Annotated in this window: 11 protein-coding genes and 1 pseudogene; 4 read left to right on the plus strand and 8 right to left on the minus strand. The window is 75.1% G+C overall.

Features of this window, described 5'->3' with window-relative positions:
- The first annotated feature begins 57 nt into the window (after positions 1–57).
- Positions 58–432, plus strand: a complete 375-nt coding sequence (locus ABD160_RS23555; protein WP_344026089.1) for a hypothetical protein — start codon at positions 58–60, stop codon at positions 430–432.
- Positions 433–455: 23 nt separating this feature from the next.
- Here the strand turns inward: ABD160_RS23555 and ilvD are convergent, their stop codons facing one another.
- Positions 456–2,132 carry a dihydroxy-acid dehydratase gene (gene ilvD / locus ABD160_RS23560; protein ID WP_344026091.1) on the minus strand — a complete coding sequence of 559 codons (1,677 nt, stop codon included), beginning with the start codon at positions 2,130–2,132 and terminating at the stop codon, positions 456–458.
- Between the two features lie 178 nt (positions 2,133–2,310).
- Between ilvD and ABD160_RS23565 the strand changes: the two genes are divergently transcribed.
- Entirely contained in the window at positions 2,311–2,772 is a 462-nt protein-coding gene (locus ABD160_RS23565) for a L,D-transpeptidase (protein ID WP_344026093.1), read from the plus strand.
- A gap of 70 nt (positions 2,773–2,842) precedes the next feature.
- Here ABD160_RS23565 and ABD160_RS23570 read toward each other — a convergent pair whose 3' ends face one another.
- Positions 2,843–4,660, minus strand: a complete 1,818-nt coding sequence (locus tag ABD160_RS23570; protein ID WP_344026095.1) for a DEAD/DEAH box helicase — start codon at positions 4,658–4,660, stop codon at positions 2,843–2,845.
- A gap of 391 nt (positions 4,661–5,051) precedes the next feature.
- On the opposite strand from ABD160_RS23570, the gene ABD160_RS23575 reads away from it, so the two are divergent.
- A complete protein-coding gene (locus ABD160_RS23575; protein WP_344026097.1) occupies positions 5,052–6,332 on the plus strand; it encodes an MFS transporter in 1,281 nt (426 codons plus the stop codon).
- 147 nt (positions 6,333–6,479) lie between these two features.
- Here the strand turns inward: ABD160_RS23575 and ABD160_RS23580 are convergent, their stop codons facing one another.
- Positions 6,480–8,990 (minus strand): Tex family protein, encoded by a 2,511-nt coding sequence (locus tag ABD160_RS23580; RefSeq protein WP_344026099.1) that lies wholly within the window; start codon positions 8,988–8,990, stop codon positions 6,480–6,482.
- 45 nt (positions 8,991–9,035) lie between these two features.
- Between ABD160_RS23580 and ABD160_RS33380 the strand changes: the two genes are divergently transcribed.
- On the plus strand, positions 9,036–9,335 hold the full coding sequence (locus ABD160_RS33380) for a pentapeptide repeat-containing protein (RefSeq protein ID WP_425563654.1): 300 nt from the start codon (positions 9,036–9,038) through the stop codon (positions 9,333–9,335).
- Here ABD160_RS33380 and ABD160_RS23585 read toward each other — a convergent pair.
- From ABD160_RS23585 to ABD160_RS23605, 5 genes and pseudogenes are all read right to left on the minus strand, one after another.
- Positions 9,262–9,822 (minus strand): annotated as a pseudogene (locus ABD160_RS23585) (TetR/AcrR family transcriptional regulator); the annotation flags it as partial. The gene ABD160_RS33380 and the pseudogene ABD160_RS23585 overlap by 74 nt on opposite strands.
- 145 nt (positions 9,823–9,967) lie before the next feature.
- A complete protein-coding gene (locus tag ABD160_RS23590; protein ID WP_344026102.1) occupies positions 9,968–11,167 on the minus strand; it encodes a cytochrome P450 in 1,200 nt (399 codons plus the stop codon).
- 25 nt (positions 11,168–11,192) lie between these two features.
- Positions 11,193–11,801, minus strand: a complete 609-nt coding sequence (locus ABD160_RS23595; protein ID WP_344026104.1) for a TetR/AcrR family transcriptional regulator — start codon at positions 11,799–11,801, stop codon at positions 11,193–11,195.
- A complete protein-coding gene (locus ABD160_RS23600; protein WP_344026106.1) occupies positions 11,798–12,355 on the minus strand; it encodes a DUF4334 domain-containing protein in 558 nt (185 codons plus the stop codon). Before ABD160_RS23600 ends, ABD160_RS23595 begins: the two co-directional genes overlap by 4 nt.
- Positions 12,356–12,392: 37 nt before the next feature.
- Positions 12,393–14,891: an FAD-dependent oxidoreductase gene (locus ABD160_RS23605; RefSeq protein WP_344026109.1), complete on the minus strand. Its 2,499-nt coding sequence runs from the start codon at positions 14,889–14,891 to the stop codon at positions 12,393–12,395.
- Between the last annotated feature and the right edge of the window lie 366 nt (positions 14,892–15,257).

The raw sequence follows: 15,257 nt of genomic DNA on the forward strand, positions 1-15,257 counted from the left end.
TGATCCTCGACGGCGCCGGGACCCGCCCGGCGTCCCCCATCCCGTCGGAGGTCCGTCATGCACCCGAACCGCGTCGTCACCGGGGCCGTCCTGCTCGCCGTCGTCGGCGGTGTGCTCGGCCTGGTCGGCAACCTGATCCTGCCGCCGCCGCCCACCGCACCCGCCTTCGCCTGGTACCTCGGCCCGGCCGTCGGCGTGCTCACCCTGGCCGGGCTGGCGCTGTGGTGGTGGCGCGGCAGCCGGGCCGCACTGTGGACGGTGGTCGTGGTCAACGCGGTGACCGCGGTGCTGCCGGTGCTGGACCTGTCGAGCATGGCGGCCCCGCTCGCGACGGCCGTGGTGGTCGCGCTGGTCGTGACGGTGGTGGCGATCGCGCTGGTCGCGCCGGCCCTGCACGGGCCGCGATCGGCACGGGTCACCGGCGCCGCCTGACGCCGCGGTCCCGGCCGCCGGGCTCAGCCGCAGACCGCGCCGTCCGCCGCGGACGAGACGAGCTTCGCGTACTTGCCGAGGACACCGCGCCGGTTCGTCGGCTCCGGCCGCACCCACCCGGCCCGGCGGCGGTCCAGCTCGGCGGCGTCCACGCCGATGTCCAGGGTCCGGGCGGCCATGTCGAGGGTGATCGGGTCGCCGTCGCGGACCAGCGCGATCGGCCCGCCGTCCGCGGCCTCCGGCGCCACGTGCCCGACGCACAGCCCGGTGGTGGCGCCGGAGAACCGGCCGTCGGTCACCAGCAGCACGTCCTTCCCGAGGCCGGCGCCCTTGATCCGCCCGGTGACGGCCAGCATCTCGCGCATCCCGGGCCCGCCGCGCGGCCCCTCGTAGCGGATCAGCACGATGGTGCCCGGGCCGATCTCGCCGGCGTCGACGGCGTCCAGCGCGCCCTGCTCGCCGTCGAAGACCCGGGCGGTGCCGGTGAAGGTGGTGGCGTCGAACCCGGCGGACTTGACGACGGCACCGCCGGGGGCCAGCGACCCGCGCAGGATCGTGATGCCGCCGGTCGGGTGGATCGGGTCCGCCAGGTCGTGGATGACCGAGCCGTCCAGGCCGGGCGGGTCGATCTCGGCCAGGTTCTCGGCGACGGTCCGGCCGGTCACGGTGAGCGCGTCGCCGTGCAGGAGGCCGGCGTCGAGCAGCGCCTTCATCACCACCGGGATGCCGCCGACCCGGTCGACGGCGTACATCAGGTGCTGCCCGAACGGCTTGACGTCGGCCAGGTGCGGCACCCGGTCGCCGACCGTGTTGAAGTCGTCCAGGCCGAGATCGACCTCGGCCTCCCGGGCGATCGCGAGCAGGTGCAGCACCGCGTTCGTCGAGCCGCCGAACGCCATGACGACGGCGATCGCGTTCTCGAACGCCTCCCGGGTGAGCACGTCGCGCGCGGTGATCCCGTTCTCGATCATCCCGACGACCGCCTCGCCGGACGCCCTGGCGACGCCGTCCCGGCGCCGGTCGACGGCGGGCGGGCTGGCCGATCCGGGCAGCGCCATGCCGAGCGCCTCGGCGGCGGCGGCCATCGTGTTCGCGGTGTAGAAGCCGCCGCAGGCGCCCTCCCCCGGGCACATCGCGCGCTCCAGCACGTCGACCTCCTCGGGCGTGATCAGGCCGCGCGAGCAGGCGCCGATGGCCTCGAAGGCGTCGCCGATGTTGACCTCGCGGTCGCCGACCCGGCCGGGCATGATCGATCCGGCGTAGACGAACACGCCGGCCAGGTCCAGCCGCGCCGCGGCCATCAGCATGCCGGGCAGCGACTTGTCGCAGCCGGCCAGCAGCACCGTGCCGTCGAGCCGCTCGGCCTGCACGACGGTCTCCACCGAGTCGGCGATGATCTCCCGGCTGACCAGCGAGTAGTGCATGCCGACGTGGCCCATCGAGATCGCGTCGGACACCGAGATGGTGCCGAACTCCAGCGGGTAGCCGCCGCCGGCGTGCACGCCCTCCTTGGCGGCGGTCGCGAGCCGCTGCAGCGACAGGTTGCACGGGGTGATCTCGTTCCACGACGACGCGATCCCGATCTGCGGTTTGGCGAAGTCGTCGTCGCGCATGCCGACGGCGCGCAGCATGCTCCGGGCCGCGGTGGCGCCGATGCCGTCGGTGACCTGATGGCTGCGCGGCTTGCGGGTGGTGGTCATGCGCCTGCCTCCTGAGCTGATCGGCGTCCGGGACCGCCCGATCCTCCCCCAGATCGGTCCCGCGGGCCGTCCGCACGGCGCAGCCGGTAGCCCGATCGGACGTAACCGTTGCAGCACGTGATCGTTGATCACCGCAAGCACCCCGCAGCATCCCCGAGAGAGGACCCCCGCGACCGCCATGACGCACATCTCCCGCCGCCGCGCACTCACCGTGGCCGCCGCCGCACTCGCCGTCGGACTCGGCGCGGCGGGAACAGCGGTCGCGCTACCGGGCACGGACCTGGTGCCGGGCACGCCGTGCTCGGTCACCGCCCGGGCCTGCGTCGACCTGGCGACCGACCGGGCCTGGCTGATCGACGGCGGCGAGATCTCCTACGGCCCGGTCCCGGTCAGCCACGGCGGCGAGGGGATGGAGACGCCGACCGGCGACTTCGGCGTGCAGCGCAAGGCGCGCGACCACCGCTCGGTCGAGTTCGACGGCGCGAAGATGCCGTGGTCGGTGTTCTTCGCGCCCGGCGGCATCGCGTTCCACGAGGGCGACCAGGACACGTCCTCGGCCGGCTGCGTGCGGCTCGAACGGGCCGACGCGGTGAAGTTCTTCCACGAGCTGGACGTCTACGACCGGGTCGAGGTCCGCTGACCGCGGCCACCCCCGCAACGCCGAAGGGCCCCGCGACCGGATCGGTCGCGGGGCCCTTCTCGTGGCCGGATCAGGCGCCGGCGCCGTCCCGGTCCCGGCGGACGTTCGCCTTGCGCCCCTTGAGGGTGGTCGCACCGCGCAGCGAGCGCAGCACGTCCTCGGCGGCGTGCTCGGGGACCTCGACCAGCGCGTGCCGCTCGTGGATCTGGATGGCGCCGATGTCGCGGCCGGAGAGCCGGGACTCGTTCGCCAGCGCGCCCACGATGTCCTGCGGTCGCACGCCGGAGGCGCGGCCCGCGGAGACGAACAGCCGGGTGGTGCCGGCCTTCGGCGGGCGGGCGCCCTGGCCGCGCGCGCCGCCGGGGCGGCCGTCCCGGCGCGGGCCGCGGGTGTCCGGACCACGCTCACGGCCGCCGCGCGAGCGGACCTCCGGGATCTCGATCTCGTCGTCGGGCACCGAGGTGTCGGCCCGGGCCAGCCGGATCGCCGCGGCGGCGATCGAGGCCAGGTCGTGGTCGCGGGCCAGGTCGAGGACCAGCTCGTCGACGCCGTCCACCGACGACTCGCCGGCGGACCCGTCGGCACCGACCTGGTCACGCAGCGCCAGCGCGGTGCGGGCCAGCCGCACGGTGCGCAGGTCGTGCGGGGTCGGCACCGGGGCGGACGGCACCGGGGCGCCGATCAGCCGCTCGATGTTGCGCAGGTGCCGGACCGAGCCCGGGGTGACCAGGGTGATCGCGACGCCCTCGCGCCCGGCCCGGCCGACCCGGCCGATCCGGTGCACGTAGGACTCCGGCGAGGACGGCACGTCGTGGTTGACGACGTGGGTCAGCGAGTCGATGTCCAGGCCGCGGGCCGCGACGTCGGTCGCCACCAGCAGCTCGGTGCGACCGGCACGCAGCCGCTCGACGACCCGGGTGCGGTGCTCCTGGTCCATGCCGCCGTGCAGCGCCTCGGCCCGCAGGCCGCGGGAGGTCAGCGTCTCGGTGACGGCGTCGACGTCGGCGCGGGTGCGGCAGAACACGATCGCCGCGGTCGGCTGCTCCATCTCGAGCACCCGGCCCAGCGCGACGGTGACGTGGCTGCGCGGCACGTGGTAGGCGGTCTGCCGGACCTTCGGGGCCTCCCCCTCGGGGGTGGCCTCCTTCTTGATCCGGATGTCGGCCGGGTCGCTCAGGTGGGTGCGGGCCAGGCTCTGGATCCGACCGGGCATGGTCGCCGAGAACAGCACGGTCTGCCGGCCACGGGGGGTGGCACCGAGGATCGTCTCGATGTCCTCGACGAAGCCCATGTCGAGCATCTCGTCGGCCTCGTCCAGGACGGCGACCTCGATCGCGTCCAGCGCCAGCGCGCCGCGGTTGATCAGGTCGATCGCCCGGCCAGGGGTGGCGACGACGACGTCGACGCCGCGCCGCAGCCTGCCCAGCTGCGGGCCGATCGGGGCGCCGCCGTAGACGGTGGCGACGGTCGCGCCCAGCCCGGCGCCGTACTTCGCGATCGCCTCGCCGACCTGCATCGCGAGCTCGCGGGTCGGGGCGAGCACCAGGCCGAACGGCTTGGCGCCGCGGTCGCGGGACGCCCGGCCGTCGGCGAGGCGCTGCAGCATCGGCAGCGCGAACGCCGCGGTCTTGCCGGTGCCGGTGGCGGCCTGCCCGAGCAGGTCGCGGCCGGCGATCAGCGGGCCGATCGCCGCGGCCTGGATCGGGCTCGGGGTCTCGTAGCCCAGCCCGTCCAGTGCGGACACCAGCTGCGCCGCCAGGCCCAGCTCGGCGAACGTCGGCGTGGCGTCCGGCTCGGGGGCGTGCTCGGGGGTGTGCTCGGAAATGCCGTCGTCCATCGTGTTCTCGGTGGCGTCGACGTAGGGGTGCTGTTCCAGCAGGGTGTTCACTCGGTCCTCAAGGCTCGCGCATGGGGATGCGCACGTGTCGTCGGGCGGATCTCGCCCGCTCCCAGCCCGCCAGGCCCGCGCGCGACACTCGTTGTGCCGGTGAACCCAGACCTCCGGGGCTCGCGGCCACCGTCGTACCCGGCGGCCGTCAGATGTCCATTCTTCCACGTCCTGTCGGTTCCCGTACGGCGGGTCCGACGTGACCGAGGCCACCGATATCGCAGGTCACGCTCTCGTGCGGTTCCGGCCGGTGATCGACACCCCGGAACCCCCGGCCCCCTCCCCTGAATCGCAACGTTCTTGACACCCATCGGGCCGTGACCGAGGATCCAGTGATCCGGACATATGTCCGACAGGCGGACAACGACGTTCCGAGCGTGCAGGAGTTGCGATGGCCCAGCCCACCGTTCCCGACGACCGAGAGCCCGCGGCCGAGCCGCCCGCAGCACCGGCCCGCCTGTCCGGAGCGGCGGTGGTCGTCGGGTTCGCGGCGCTGTGCCTGTCGTACATGCTCAACGCGATGGACCGGCAGGTCTTCTACCCGCTGGTCCCGGAGATCCGGGCCGAGTACGGCTTCACCCTCGACCAGTCCGGCCTGCTCGCCACCGGCTTCACGCTCGGGCTCGCGCTGACCGGCATCCCGGCCGGCTACCTGCTGGACCGGGTGTCCCGCAAGACCGTGGTGATCATCAGCGTGCTGGTGTACTCGCTCGGGACGGTGGCCATCCCGTTCTCCGCCGGGTTCGTCGACATGGCCGCCTACCGGCTGCTCAGCGGGGTCGGCGAGGGCGTCCAGGCGACCGCGATCTACGCCATCCTGGGCGCCTTCTTCTTCCACCGGCGGGCGTTCGCGGCCGGGTTCGTCGGCCTGGCCTTCGGGATGGGCGTGTTCCTCGGGCCGGTGCTCGGCCAGTCCCTGGCGACCGCCGGTGACTCCTGGCGGATCCCGTTCTACGTCTTCGGCGGAGCCGGCATCCTGATGGCGGCGATCCTGGTCGTGGCCGTGCCGCGGTCGATGACCGAGGCGCTCGCCGGCCGCTCCGGCCGCGCCGGGGCCGCCGCCTACGACCACGTCCCCCCGACGCCGTGGAACCGCAACACCCTCGCGTTCAGCATCTGCTCGGCCGTCTCCGGCCTGGTGTTCTACGGCTTCCTGGGGCTCTACCCCACGTTCCTGCGCGAGCAGCTGGAGTTCAGCCCCGGCCAGGCCGCGCTGGCCGCGTCCCTGGTCGGCTTCGGCGCGATGACCGCGCTGCCCGTCGGCTACCTCGCCGACCGGGTCGACCAGCGGCTGCTCCTGCTGATCGGCTTCGCCGGCGCCGGGATCACCGGGCTGCTCGGTTACACCGTGGTGACCGGGACCGGCGCCCAGTACGTGCTGGCCTTCTTCATGGGCACCTTCGCCAGCGGGGTGCTGTTCACCAACTGCAGCACCGTGCTGCAGCGGGCGGTGCGCCCGGATCACGTCGGCCGCGGCGCCGGGCTGTTCATCCTGACCTACTACGTGGCCGCGGCCGTGTCCGGTCTGGTCTTCGCCCGGCTGGTGGAGGCGTCCGGGTGGCAGGGCGCCGGGCTGGTGCAGCTGGCACTGCTGCCGCTGGTCGGCATCGCCGCGCTGGCGCTGGTCGACCCGCGCCGGATGCTGCTGCCCCCTGCGCTGCAGCGTCGCTGAACGGACACTTGTCCGCCCCCGCCGGCCGGCGGGGCCACCCGATGTAGATCGCCGGGATGGTGCACGGGTCCGCGGTATCCGCGGCCCGACGCACCACCCCGGCGATCACCGGGTTCTGCCCTCCGGGTTCTGCCCTCCGGGTTCTGCTCAGCCCTTGCCGAAGCCGGCCCGGCGCAGCGCCTCGGCCATCGCGTCGTTCGACGGGCCGGACTGCTTGCGGTCGTCCCGGCGGTTCCCGCCGGCCGGCTTGCCGCCGCGGTTCCCGCCGCCGCCCTGCCGGCCGCCGCGGTCCCCCGGACCACCACGGCCGCCGCCGGGCCGCCCGCCGCGCTCGCCGGCACCGGCCCCGCCGCCGCGGTTCCCGCCCGGCCGGCCGCCGCGCTCGCCGGACCCGCCACGGTTCCCGCCGCGCTGCCCGGCACCCGGCTCGTCGTCCAGGCGCAGCGTCAGCGAGATGCGCTTGCGGGCCTCGTCGACCTCCAGCACCTTCACCTTGACGACGTCGCCGGACTTCACCACGTCCCGCGGGTCGGACACGAAGTCCTTGCTCATCGCCGACACGTGCACCAGCCCGTCCTGGTGGACCCCGACGTCGACGAACGCGCCGAACGCGGCCACGTTCGTCACGACGCCCTCCAGCAGCATCCCCTCCCGCAGGTCGGAGATCCGGTGCACGCCGTCGGCGAAGGTGGCGGTGCGGAACGCCGGGCGCGGGTCGCGGCCGGGCTTCTCCAGCTCGGCGAGGATGTCGGTGACGGTCGGGATGCCGACCGTGTCGTCGACGTAGTCCTTCGGCTTGATCTGGTGCAGCCGCGCGGCGTTGCCCATCAGCGCGGACACGTCGAGCCGGGTCCGCTCCACCATCCGCCGGACGACCGGGTAGGACTCCGGGTGCACACCGGTCACGTCCAGCGGCTCGTCGCCGTCCCGGATCCGCAGGAAGCCCGCGGCCTGCTCGAACGCCTTCGGGCCGAGCCGGGGCACCTCGGTGAGCGCGGTGCGCGAGCGGAACGGCCCGTTCGCGTCCCGGTGCGCGACGATCGCCCCGGCCAGCGACTCGGAGATCCCCGACACCCGGCGCAGCAGCGGCGCCGACGCGGAGTTCAGGTCGACGCCGACCGCGTTCACGCAGTCCTCGACCACCGAGTCCAGCGACCGGGACAGCGCCGACTCGGGCAGGTCGTGCTGGTACTGGCCGACGCCGATCGACTTCGGGTCGATCTTGACGAGCTCGGCGAGCGGGTCCTGCAGGCGACGGGCGATGGAGACCGCGCCGCGCAGCGAGACGTCCATGTCCGGCAGCTCCGCCGAGGCGTAGGCCGACGCCGAGTACACCGACGCGCCGGCCTCGGAGACCATCACCTTGGTCAGCTTCAGCCCGGGGTTGGCCTTGATCAGCTCCCCGGCGAGCGCGTCGGTCTCCCGGGACGCGGTGCCGTTGCCGATCGCGATCAGCTCGACCGAGTGCCTGGTGCACAGCGCGGTCAGCGTCTTCAGCGCGCCGGCCCGGTCGTTGCGCGGCTCGTGCGGGTGGATCACCGCGGTGTCGAGGACCTTGCCGGTCGCGTCGACCACCGCGACCTTCACCCCGGTGCGCAGACCCGGGTCCAGGCCGATCGTGGTGCGGGTGCCGGCCGGCGCGGCGAGCAGCAGGTCGCGCAGGTTCGTCGCGAAGACGCCGATCGCGCCCTCCTCGGCGACGGTGCGCAGCCGCACCCGGATGTCGATCCCGAGCGCGGTCTGCAGCCGGGTCCGCCAGGCCCACCGCACGACGCCCAGCAGCCAGGCGTCGGCCGCCCGGCCCCGGTCGGCGATCTCGTACTCGGCGGCGATCATCCGCTCGTAGGAGGTCGGCTCCTCGTCCTCGCCCGCGTCGAGGGTGACGTCGAGGGCGTCCTCGGTCTCCCCGCGGAACACGGCGAGGATCCGGTGCGACGGCAGCGTGGTGAACGCCTCGGAGAACTCGAAGTAGTCGGAGAACTTGGCCGCGGCCTGGTCGTTCTCCTTGCCCTCGCGGGCCCGGGTGACCAGCCTGCCGCGCGACCACATGCGCTCGCGCAGGCCGCCGACCAGGTCGGCGTTCTCACCGATCCGCTCGACCAGGATGGCCCGGGCGCCCTCCAGCGCGGCACCGGCGTCGGCGACCGCTGCGCCCGGGTCGTCGTCACCGCTGCCGGCGGTCACGAAGGCCGCGGCCTCGGTGTGCGGGTCGCGGGTGGGATCACCGAGCAGCAGATCGGCGAGCGGCTCCAGGCCCTGCTCGCGGGCGATCATCGCCTTGGTCCGCCGCTTGGGCTTGTAGGGCAGGTAGATGTCCTCGAGCCGGGCCTTGGACTCGGCGGCCTCGATCCGGCCCTGCAGGGCCTCGTCGAGCTTGCCCTGGGAGCGGATCGAGTCGAGGATCACCGCGCGCCGCTCCTCGAGCTCGCGCAGGTAGCGCAGGCGCTCCTCGAGGGTGCGCAGCTGCGCGTCGTCCAGCCCGCCGGTGGCCTCCTTCCGGTACCGGGCCACGAAGGGGACCGTCGCCCCCTCGTCGAGCAGGGCCACCGCCGACCCCACCTGGTCCGGCCGGGCGCCGAGCTCGTCGGCGATCCGCTGGTTGATCGAACGGTGCTGCTGGACGTCCGCGCGGGTGTCCGGGGGTGCCGTGCCTGTCACGGGTCCATCGTCGCGAACGGTGTCCGGGCCGCCACCGCCGGGTGGGTGGTCCGGCTCAGCGTCCGGGCCGATCGGCGGCCGCCTGCCCGGCGACGCCCTGCTCGGCGGGGCCCTGCCCGGTTCCGGCGTGCCCGGTTCCGGCGGGCCCGGTTCCGGCGTGCCCGGTTCCGGCGGGCCCGGTTCCGGCGTGCCCGGTTCCGGCGGGCCCGCTGCCGGCCTGCCCGGCGCCCGCCTGCTCGGCCAGCCCGCGGGACAGCGCGAGCACGGTGCGCGCGTAGAGCCCCGGCGGGACCGATCCGGGATCGAGCCGGTGCTGGCGGCACAGTCCGTGGAACAGCGAGGTGAGCACGACGGCGAACTCGTCGTCGGGCACGCCGAGCTCGTGCCCGGTCGCCGCCCGGCCGCGCCGGACCAGTGCGGCCGCGGAGGACCGCACGCCGTGCTCGTGCTCGGCGAGCAGCGAGCGCAGCGCGGGGGTGCGCATGGCCGAGGCCCAGGTCTCGGCGTCGAGCAGGGTCTGCCGCCGCGAGGCGGCCGTCTCCTGCACCAGGTCGTCGAGGGCGCGCAGACCGCCCGCCGGGCCGCCGGCGAAGCCGTCCCGCACCCGGGCCAGGTCGCGGTCCATGTACTCGGTCATCAGCGCCCGGAACAGGCCGCGCTTGCTGCCGAACCGGCTGTAGATCGAGCCGACGGACACTCCGGCCGTGCCGGCGATCTCGTCGACCGAGGCGCCGTCGTACCCGCGCTCGGCGAACACCTCGGCGGCCGCCTCCAGCAGGACCGCCCTGGTCCGCGCCACACCACGCGCCCGCCGGCGCCGCACCTCCGCCACGTCTCCCCCTCACCCGCACCCGGTAGCCGGCTCCGGGTTCCTACGGCCGGGAGCGGTCGTCCGCTCAAGCGGAGGCCAGGCGGGGCGGGTCCGAGAGTAGGTGCCGGGGGCGGCACCGTCGACGCGATCCCGGACACGCCCGGGATCACCAGGTGACCGGCAGCGCCCGCACACCCCCGGTGACCTGGTCGGACCGGACGTCGAGCCGGTCCGGCGAGACGGCGAGGCGCAGCCCGGGCAGCCGGGCGAACAGCCGGGCGAACACCGTCGACAGCTCGGTGCGGGCCAGGCTGGCGCCGATGCAGAAGTGCCCGCCGTAGCCGAACGAGACGTGCGGATTGGGTCGGCGGGTCGGGTCGAACGCCTCGGGTTCGTCGAAGACGCCCGCGTCCCGGTTCGCCGAGTCCGTGGAGATCAGCACGGCATCGCCGCGCCGGATCGTCGTCCCGCCGATCTCGACGTCGGTGTGCGCGTAGCGCAGCAGGCCCAGTCCGCTCGGCGCGGACAGCCGCAACACCTCCTCGACGGTGCCGTGCAGCCGGCCGTCGATGTCGGCGACGAAGGCGTCCCGGCGCGCCGGGTCGGTCAGCAGCAGGAGCACGCCGAGATCGATCCGGCCGACCGTGGTCTCGTGCCCGGCGAACAGCAGGCCGGCGGCCAGCCGGGTCAGCTCGGCCTCGCCGAAGGTCGGATCGGCCTCCTGGGCCCGCACCAGGTCGGTGACGACGTCCTCGCCCGGCTCCGCCCGCTTCCGGGCGGCGAGCCGGCCGGTGTAGGCGTGGAACTCGGCCATCGCCTCGGCGGCGTCGCCGCCGGAGCGGATCGCGGCGACCCGCTCGGACAGTCCGCTGAAGTACTCCCGGTCGGCGAACGGCACGCCGAGCAGCTCGCAGATGACCAGCACCGGGAGCGGGAACGACAGGTGCTCGTGCAGGTCGGCGGTGCCGTCGGCGTCGCGGGCCGCCACCAGGTCGTCCAGGCAGCCGTCGACCAGCTCGGCGACGTGGTCGCCGAGCAGCCGCATCCGCTTCGCCGAGAACGCCGGGACGAGCAGCCTGCGCATCCGGTCGTGCTCGTGCTGCTCGGTCTCGTAGCTGCCGCTCGGCCCGTTCATGACGGCCGCCTCGGTGACCATCGCCGCCGACTCCGGATCGGGGTGCGAGCGGCCGAGCCGCGGATCGGCGAACAGCTCGCGGGCCTCGGCGTGCCGGGTGACCAGCCAGGCCGGGTCGCCGACCGGGGTGCGCACCGGCACCACCGGTGCCTCCCGGCGCAGGACCGCGTACAGCGGCGCGACCTCGAGGATGTTCGGGCGGTCGAAGGGCAGCCGGGGTGCAGTGATCATCTACGTAACGATAGGTAGCTATCGTTTAGTCGGCAACCGGACCCGACCGGTCGCGCACCCGTTGTCCGGATCCGAGCGCCGGGAGGACGACGGCGTCGAGATAGCCGTGCAGGTGCCGCGCGTCCACGGCGGCGCCGGCCCCCTCCAGCAGCGCCGGCGCGAGCACCGCGCCGGTCAGCATGTGCTGCAGGTAGCGGGCGGCCGGCGGCTCGGCGGGCAGCTCGCCGCGGTCCACCGCCCGGACCACGATCGCGCGCAGCGCCTCGATCTCGGGCAGCAGCCGCGCCGACAGCGCGGCCAGCAGCGCCGGATCGCGCTGCCCGGCCCGCGCGATGCCGAGCACGATCGGCACGTTCACCGACGCCCGCTCGGCCAGCATGTCCGCGACCGCGCCGAGGTCCCCGGCGAGCGTGCCGGTGTCGATCCGGCCGATCGCGATCCCGCTGCCGATCGACACCGCCTCCACCACCAGCGACGCCTTGTCCCCCCACTGCCGGTAGAGCGTCGCCTTGCTGGTGCGGGTGGCGGCGGCGACCGCCTCCACGGTCGTGCCCTCGAAGCCGTGCTCGGCGACCAGCCGCCGGGCCGCGTCGAGCACCTCCCGGCGGCGCTCCGGCGGGAACCGGCTGCTCACTCGCGGCGCAGGAAGAAGACGAACGGCGCGTCGAGCCCGCGCAGGTCCATCGCGCCGAGCACGGTGTCCGCGTCGACCCGGCGGAACACGTCGTGGATCGGCAGGTCGTCGTAGCACATGGTGGCGCTGACGACGCCGCGGTACTCGGTGCGCCGCAGCCGCGCCCTGGGCGCCCGGGTGCCGAGCGCCGGGCCCAGCAGGCGGGCGACCCGGCCCAGCGCGGGATGCCGGACCAGGCCGGGACGGCGGGCCAGCAGCGGCAGCAGCGCCGGCAGCGGGACCAGCCCGGGATGCAGGCTGAACTGCCCGCCGCCGGGCCGGTCCATGACCAGCGGATGGACGTCGTCGGCGGAGTCGAACCGCTTGCCGTGCCAGCCGAAGCGCTCCAGCAGGCCGTCCATCGGGTTGCCGGTCGGCACCTCGCCGCCGCGCCAGCTGCCGAACAGCTCGGGCACCTCGACCGCGGGCAGCCCGTCGAAGAACGCCAGCGCCTCCCCGACCGTGGCGCCGTGCGCGAGACGGCGGAGGGTCTCGGCCGGCTCGACCGTCGTCATGCTGGCTCCCATCGAAACGGCATCGTTTCGATCGAGGCTACCGGACCCGGTCGGTCACCTCGGCGGTCAGCCTGCGGCCGAACAGCTCCACCGACACCCGGGTGCCGGGATCGGCCCGCTCGGCGGGCAGCCAGGCGCGGGCCAGCGAGGTGCCCGTGGTGTAGCCGGTCGCGGCGACGGTGATCCGGCCGATCACCGGGCCCCGGGACAGGTCCGGTGCCCCGTCCAGCAGGACCGGATCGCGCGAGTACCGCCGCGGGGCGGGCAGGTCGTAGACCGGCTCTCCGCCGTGCAGCACCGACCCGGCGTCGTCGAGGACCAGGGTGACCAGCCGCTGCGCCGGCCCGCCCGCCGCCCGGGACGCGTGCACGGCCGCCCGCCCGACGAACGGTCCCTTGCCCATCGCGACCGCGTCGCCGAGGCCCGCGGCGTCCGGGCCCTGCTCGGCGGAGGGGGCGGCCCGCAGGCCGGCCTCCATCCGCAGCGCGTCGAGGGCGTGCCCGCCCGCCGCGACCAGGCCGTGCGGGGCACCGGCCGCGTAGAGGACGTCCCAGAGGCGCTCGGCGTCGGCGGCGGAGCAGATCAGCTCCCAGCCCTCCTCGCCGATCGCCGGGCTGCGCAGCCCGGTCACCGGGACCCCGCCGAGCCGGAACGCGGCGGCCCGCAGCGGGCCGAGCCGGGCGACCTCGCCGGGGACCAGCCCGTCCAGGATCGCCGGCACCCGGGGCCCCCAGAGCCCGATCGCCGCGGTCGCCTCGGTGACGTCGGTGACCGACACCCCGGCGCGCCCCCACCGGCGCAGCGCGGCGACCCCGCGCCGGTCCGGGACGACCGCCAGGAACCGGCGGTCGGCCAGCCGGGTCACGGTCAGCTCGGTGAGGACTCCCCCGGCGGCGTCCAGCACGAGGGTGGGCAGGACCTGCCCGACCGGACCGTCGACGTCGCCGGTGACGCTGCGCTGCAGCAGCTCCGCCGCCCCCGGGCCGGTGATCTCGACCCGGCGCAGCGGGGACAGGTCGAACATCCCCGCCGCCCGCCGGGTGACCAGCGCCTCGGCCCCGGCGATCGGCGACCAGTTGCGCGCGGCCCAGCCGCGGCGCGGGGTGAGCTCGCAGACCTCGGGCAGCCAGGCGTTCGCGCCGAACCACATCGGACGCTCGACCGAGCCGGACTCGGTGAACACCGCGCGCAGCTCGACCTGCCGCGAGTGCAGCGGGGTGGTGCGCACCGGCCGGGCGGCGTCCGGCGGGTCGAGCGGATGCCGCACGTCGTCGGCCTGCTCGAACGCCCGGACCGCCCGGGCCAGCACGACCGGCGGGGCGAGCTCGGCCGGGTCGAACCGGTCGACGTGCAGCCGGGACAGGTCGACCGGCTCGCCGCCGAGCATCGGGCGGCCGGTGGTCAGCCACTCGGCGAGCGCCTCGGCGATCCCGGCCGAGTGGGTCAGCCGGATCCCCTCGGCCGTCCAGAACCCGGCGAGGTCCGGGTGCTCGCCGAGCAACGGCAGCCCGTCCGGGGTGACCGGCAGGACGCCGTTGACGCCCTCCTCGACCTTGGCGTCGCCGAGCACCGGCAGCAGGGCGGCGGCGGCCGCCCAGGACGGCTCGAAGTCGTCCGGGGTGAAGCGGCGCTCCGCGGGCATGACCGCGCCCGGACCGGGATCGTCCAGCTCGCGGGGGGCCACCGGCATCGGGCGGTGACCGTGCGCGCCGATCCCGAGCCGGTGCCCGTGCGGCCGGACGTGCAGCGCCGCATCCGGGTGGCGCAGCACCGGCAGCACCGGATCACGTCGCCCGGACGCCGACTCCAGGGCGTGGATCGTCTCCAGCGCGCGCAGCGGGTTCGTCCGCGCGTACTGGTGCACCATCGGGACCAGCGGGATCTCGACCCCGGCCAGCCTGCCGACCAGCGGCGCCCACATCCCGGTGCAGGAGAACACCACGTCGGCGGCGAACCGCTCGTCACCGCACCGGACGCCGGTGACCCGGTCGCCGCGCCGCTCGACCGCGGTCACCGTGCGGCCCTGCAGGAAGACCGCGCCGCGGTGGATCGCCGCCCGGGCCTGCTCGCGGGCCGCGTCCACCGGGCGGGCGATGCCGTCGCCGGGGACGTGCAGCCCGCCGAGGATCCGCTCCTTGTCCAGCAGCGGATGCAGCGTCGCGCACTCCCCCGGCTCCAGCATCCGGGCCTCGACGCCGGCCGCCGCCGCCCAGCCGTTCCTGCGCTGCAGGTCGGCGAGCCGCTCCGGCGTCGTCGCCACCTCCAGGCCGCCGGCCCGGCGCAGGCAGGGCGAACCCTGCGCGCGCAGCGCCGCGTACTTGGCGACCGTCGCGGCCGCCAGCCGGGTGACGGTGCGGTCCGGCGCGACCTGGAACACCGTCCCGGGATCGTGCGAGGTGGATCCGCCGGTGCGGAACAGGCCGCCCTTGTCCAGGACCGTGAGGTCCCGGTGGCCGCGGGCGGTCAGCTCGTCGGCGAGCGCGCAGCCGACGACACCGGCGCCGATGATCACGATGCGGGGGGTGGTGGTCGCCATGGCGGTTCTCCTGCGTGCGAATCCGTGTGCCCTCGCGGGCAACTCGCGAATTCGTCGCTGCGCAGCGCGCAGCACCCCGCCCGGGCGGGGTGCCTACACACGGATTGAGCCGGCGGCCACCAGACGATCCGACAGCGTGTGTTGCCTGATACGCAACGTCGAGGTACTGACCGCAACACGGTGCAACCCGGAGAATCCCCCTGTCAAGAGTGCCGTCGACCAGCGGATTCCCGGGCGCCCGGCGGTGATCCGCCGGTTTCCGGCCCGAAACACGTTGCGGCACGTAAGCGGCGGCCGATCACAAGTCGCCGACCAGCAGGTCACGGGCCGGACACGCGTCCCGGGGACGCCCCCGACACGCCGCCG

This window comes from Pseudonocardia kongjuensis (assembly GCF_039526905.1).
In the GTDB taxonomy this organism is placed as follows: Bacteria; Actinomycetota; Actinomycetes; order Mycobacteriales; family Pseudonocardiaceae; genus Pseudonocardia; species Pseudonocardia kongjuensis.

Bases quoted from the DNA above. Each gene is read 5' to 3' on its own strand.
- ABD160_RS23565 (WP_344026093.1), top strand. From the start codon at position 2,311: ATGACGCACATCTCCCGCCGCCGCGCACTCACCGTGGCCGCCGCCGCA.
- ABD160_RS23605 (WP_344026109.1), bottom strand. From the start codon at position 14,891: ATGGCGACCACCACCCCCCGCATCGTGATCATCGGCGCCGGTGTCGTC.
- ilvD (WP_344026091.1), bottom strand. From the start codon at position 2,132: ATGACCACCACCCGCAAGCCGCGCAGCCATCAGGTCACCGACGGCATC.
- ABD160_RS23590 (WP_344026102.1), bottom strand. From the start codon at position 11,167: ATGATCACTGCACCCCGGCTGCCCTTCGACCGCCCGAACATCCTCGAG.
- ABD160_RS23600 (WP_344026106.1), bottom strand. From the start codon at position 12,355: ATGACGACGGTCGAGCCGGCCGAGACCCTCCGCCGTCTCGCGCACGGC.
- ABD160_RS23555 (WP_344026089.1), top strand. From the start codon at position 58: ATGCACCCGAACCGCGTCGTCACCGGGGCCGTCCTGCTCGCCGTCGTC.
- ABD160_RS23575 (WP_344026097.1), top strand. From the start codon at position 5,052: ATGGCCCAGCCCACCGTTCCCGACGACCGAGAGCCCGCGGCCGAGCCG.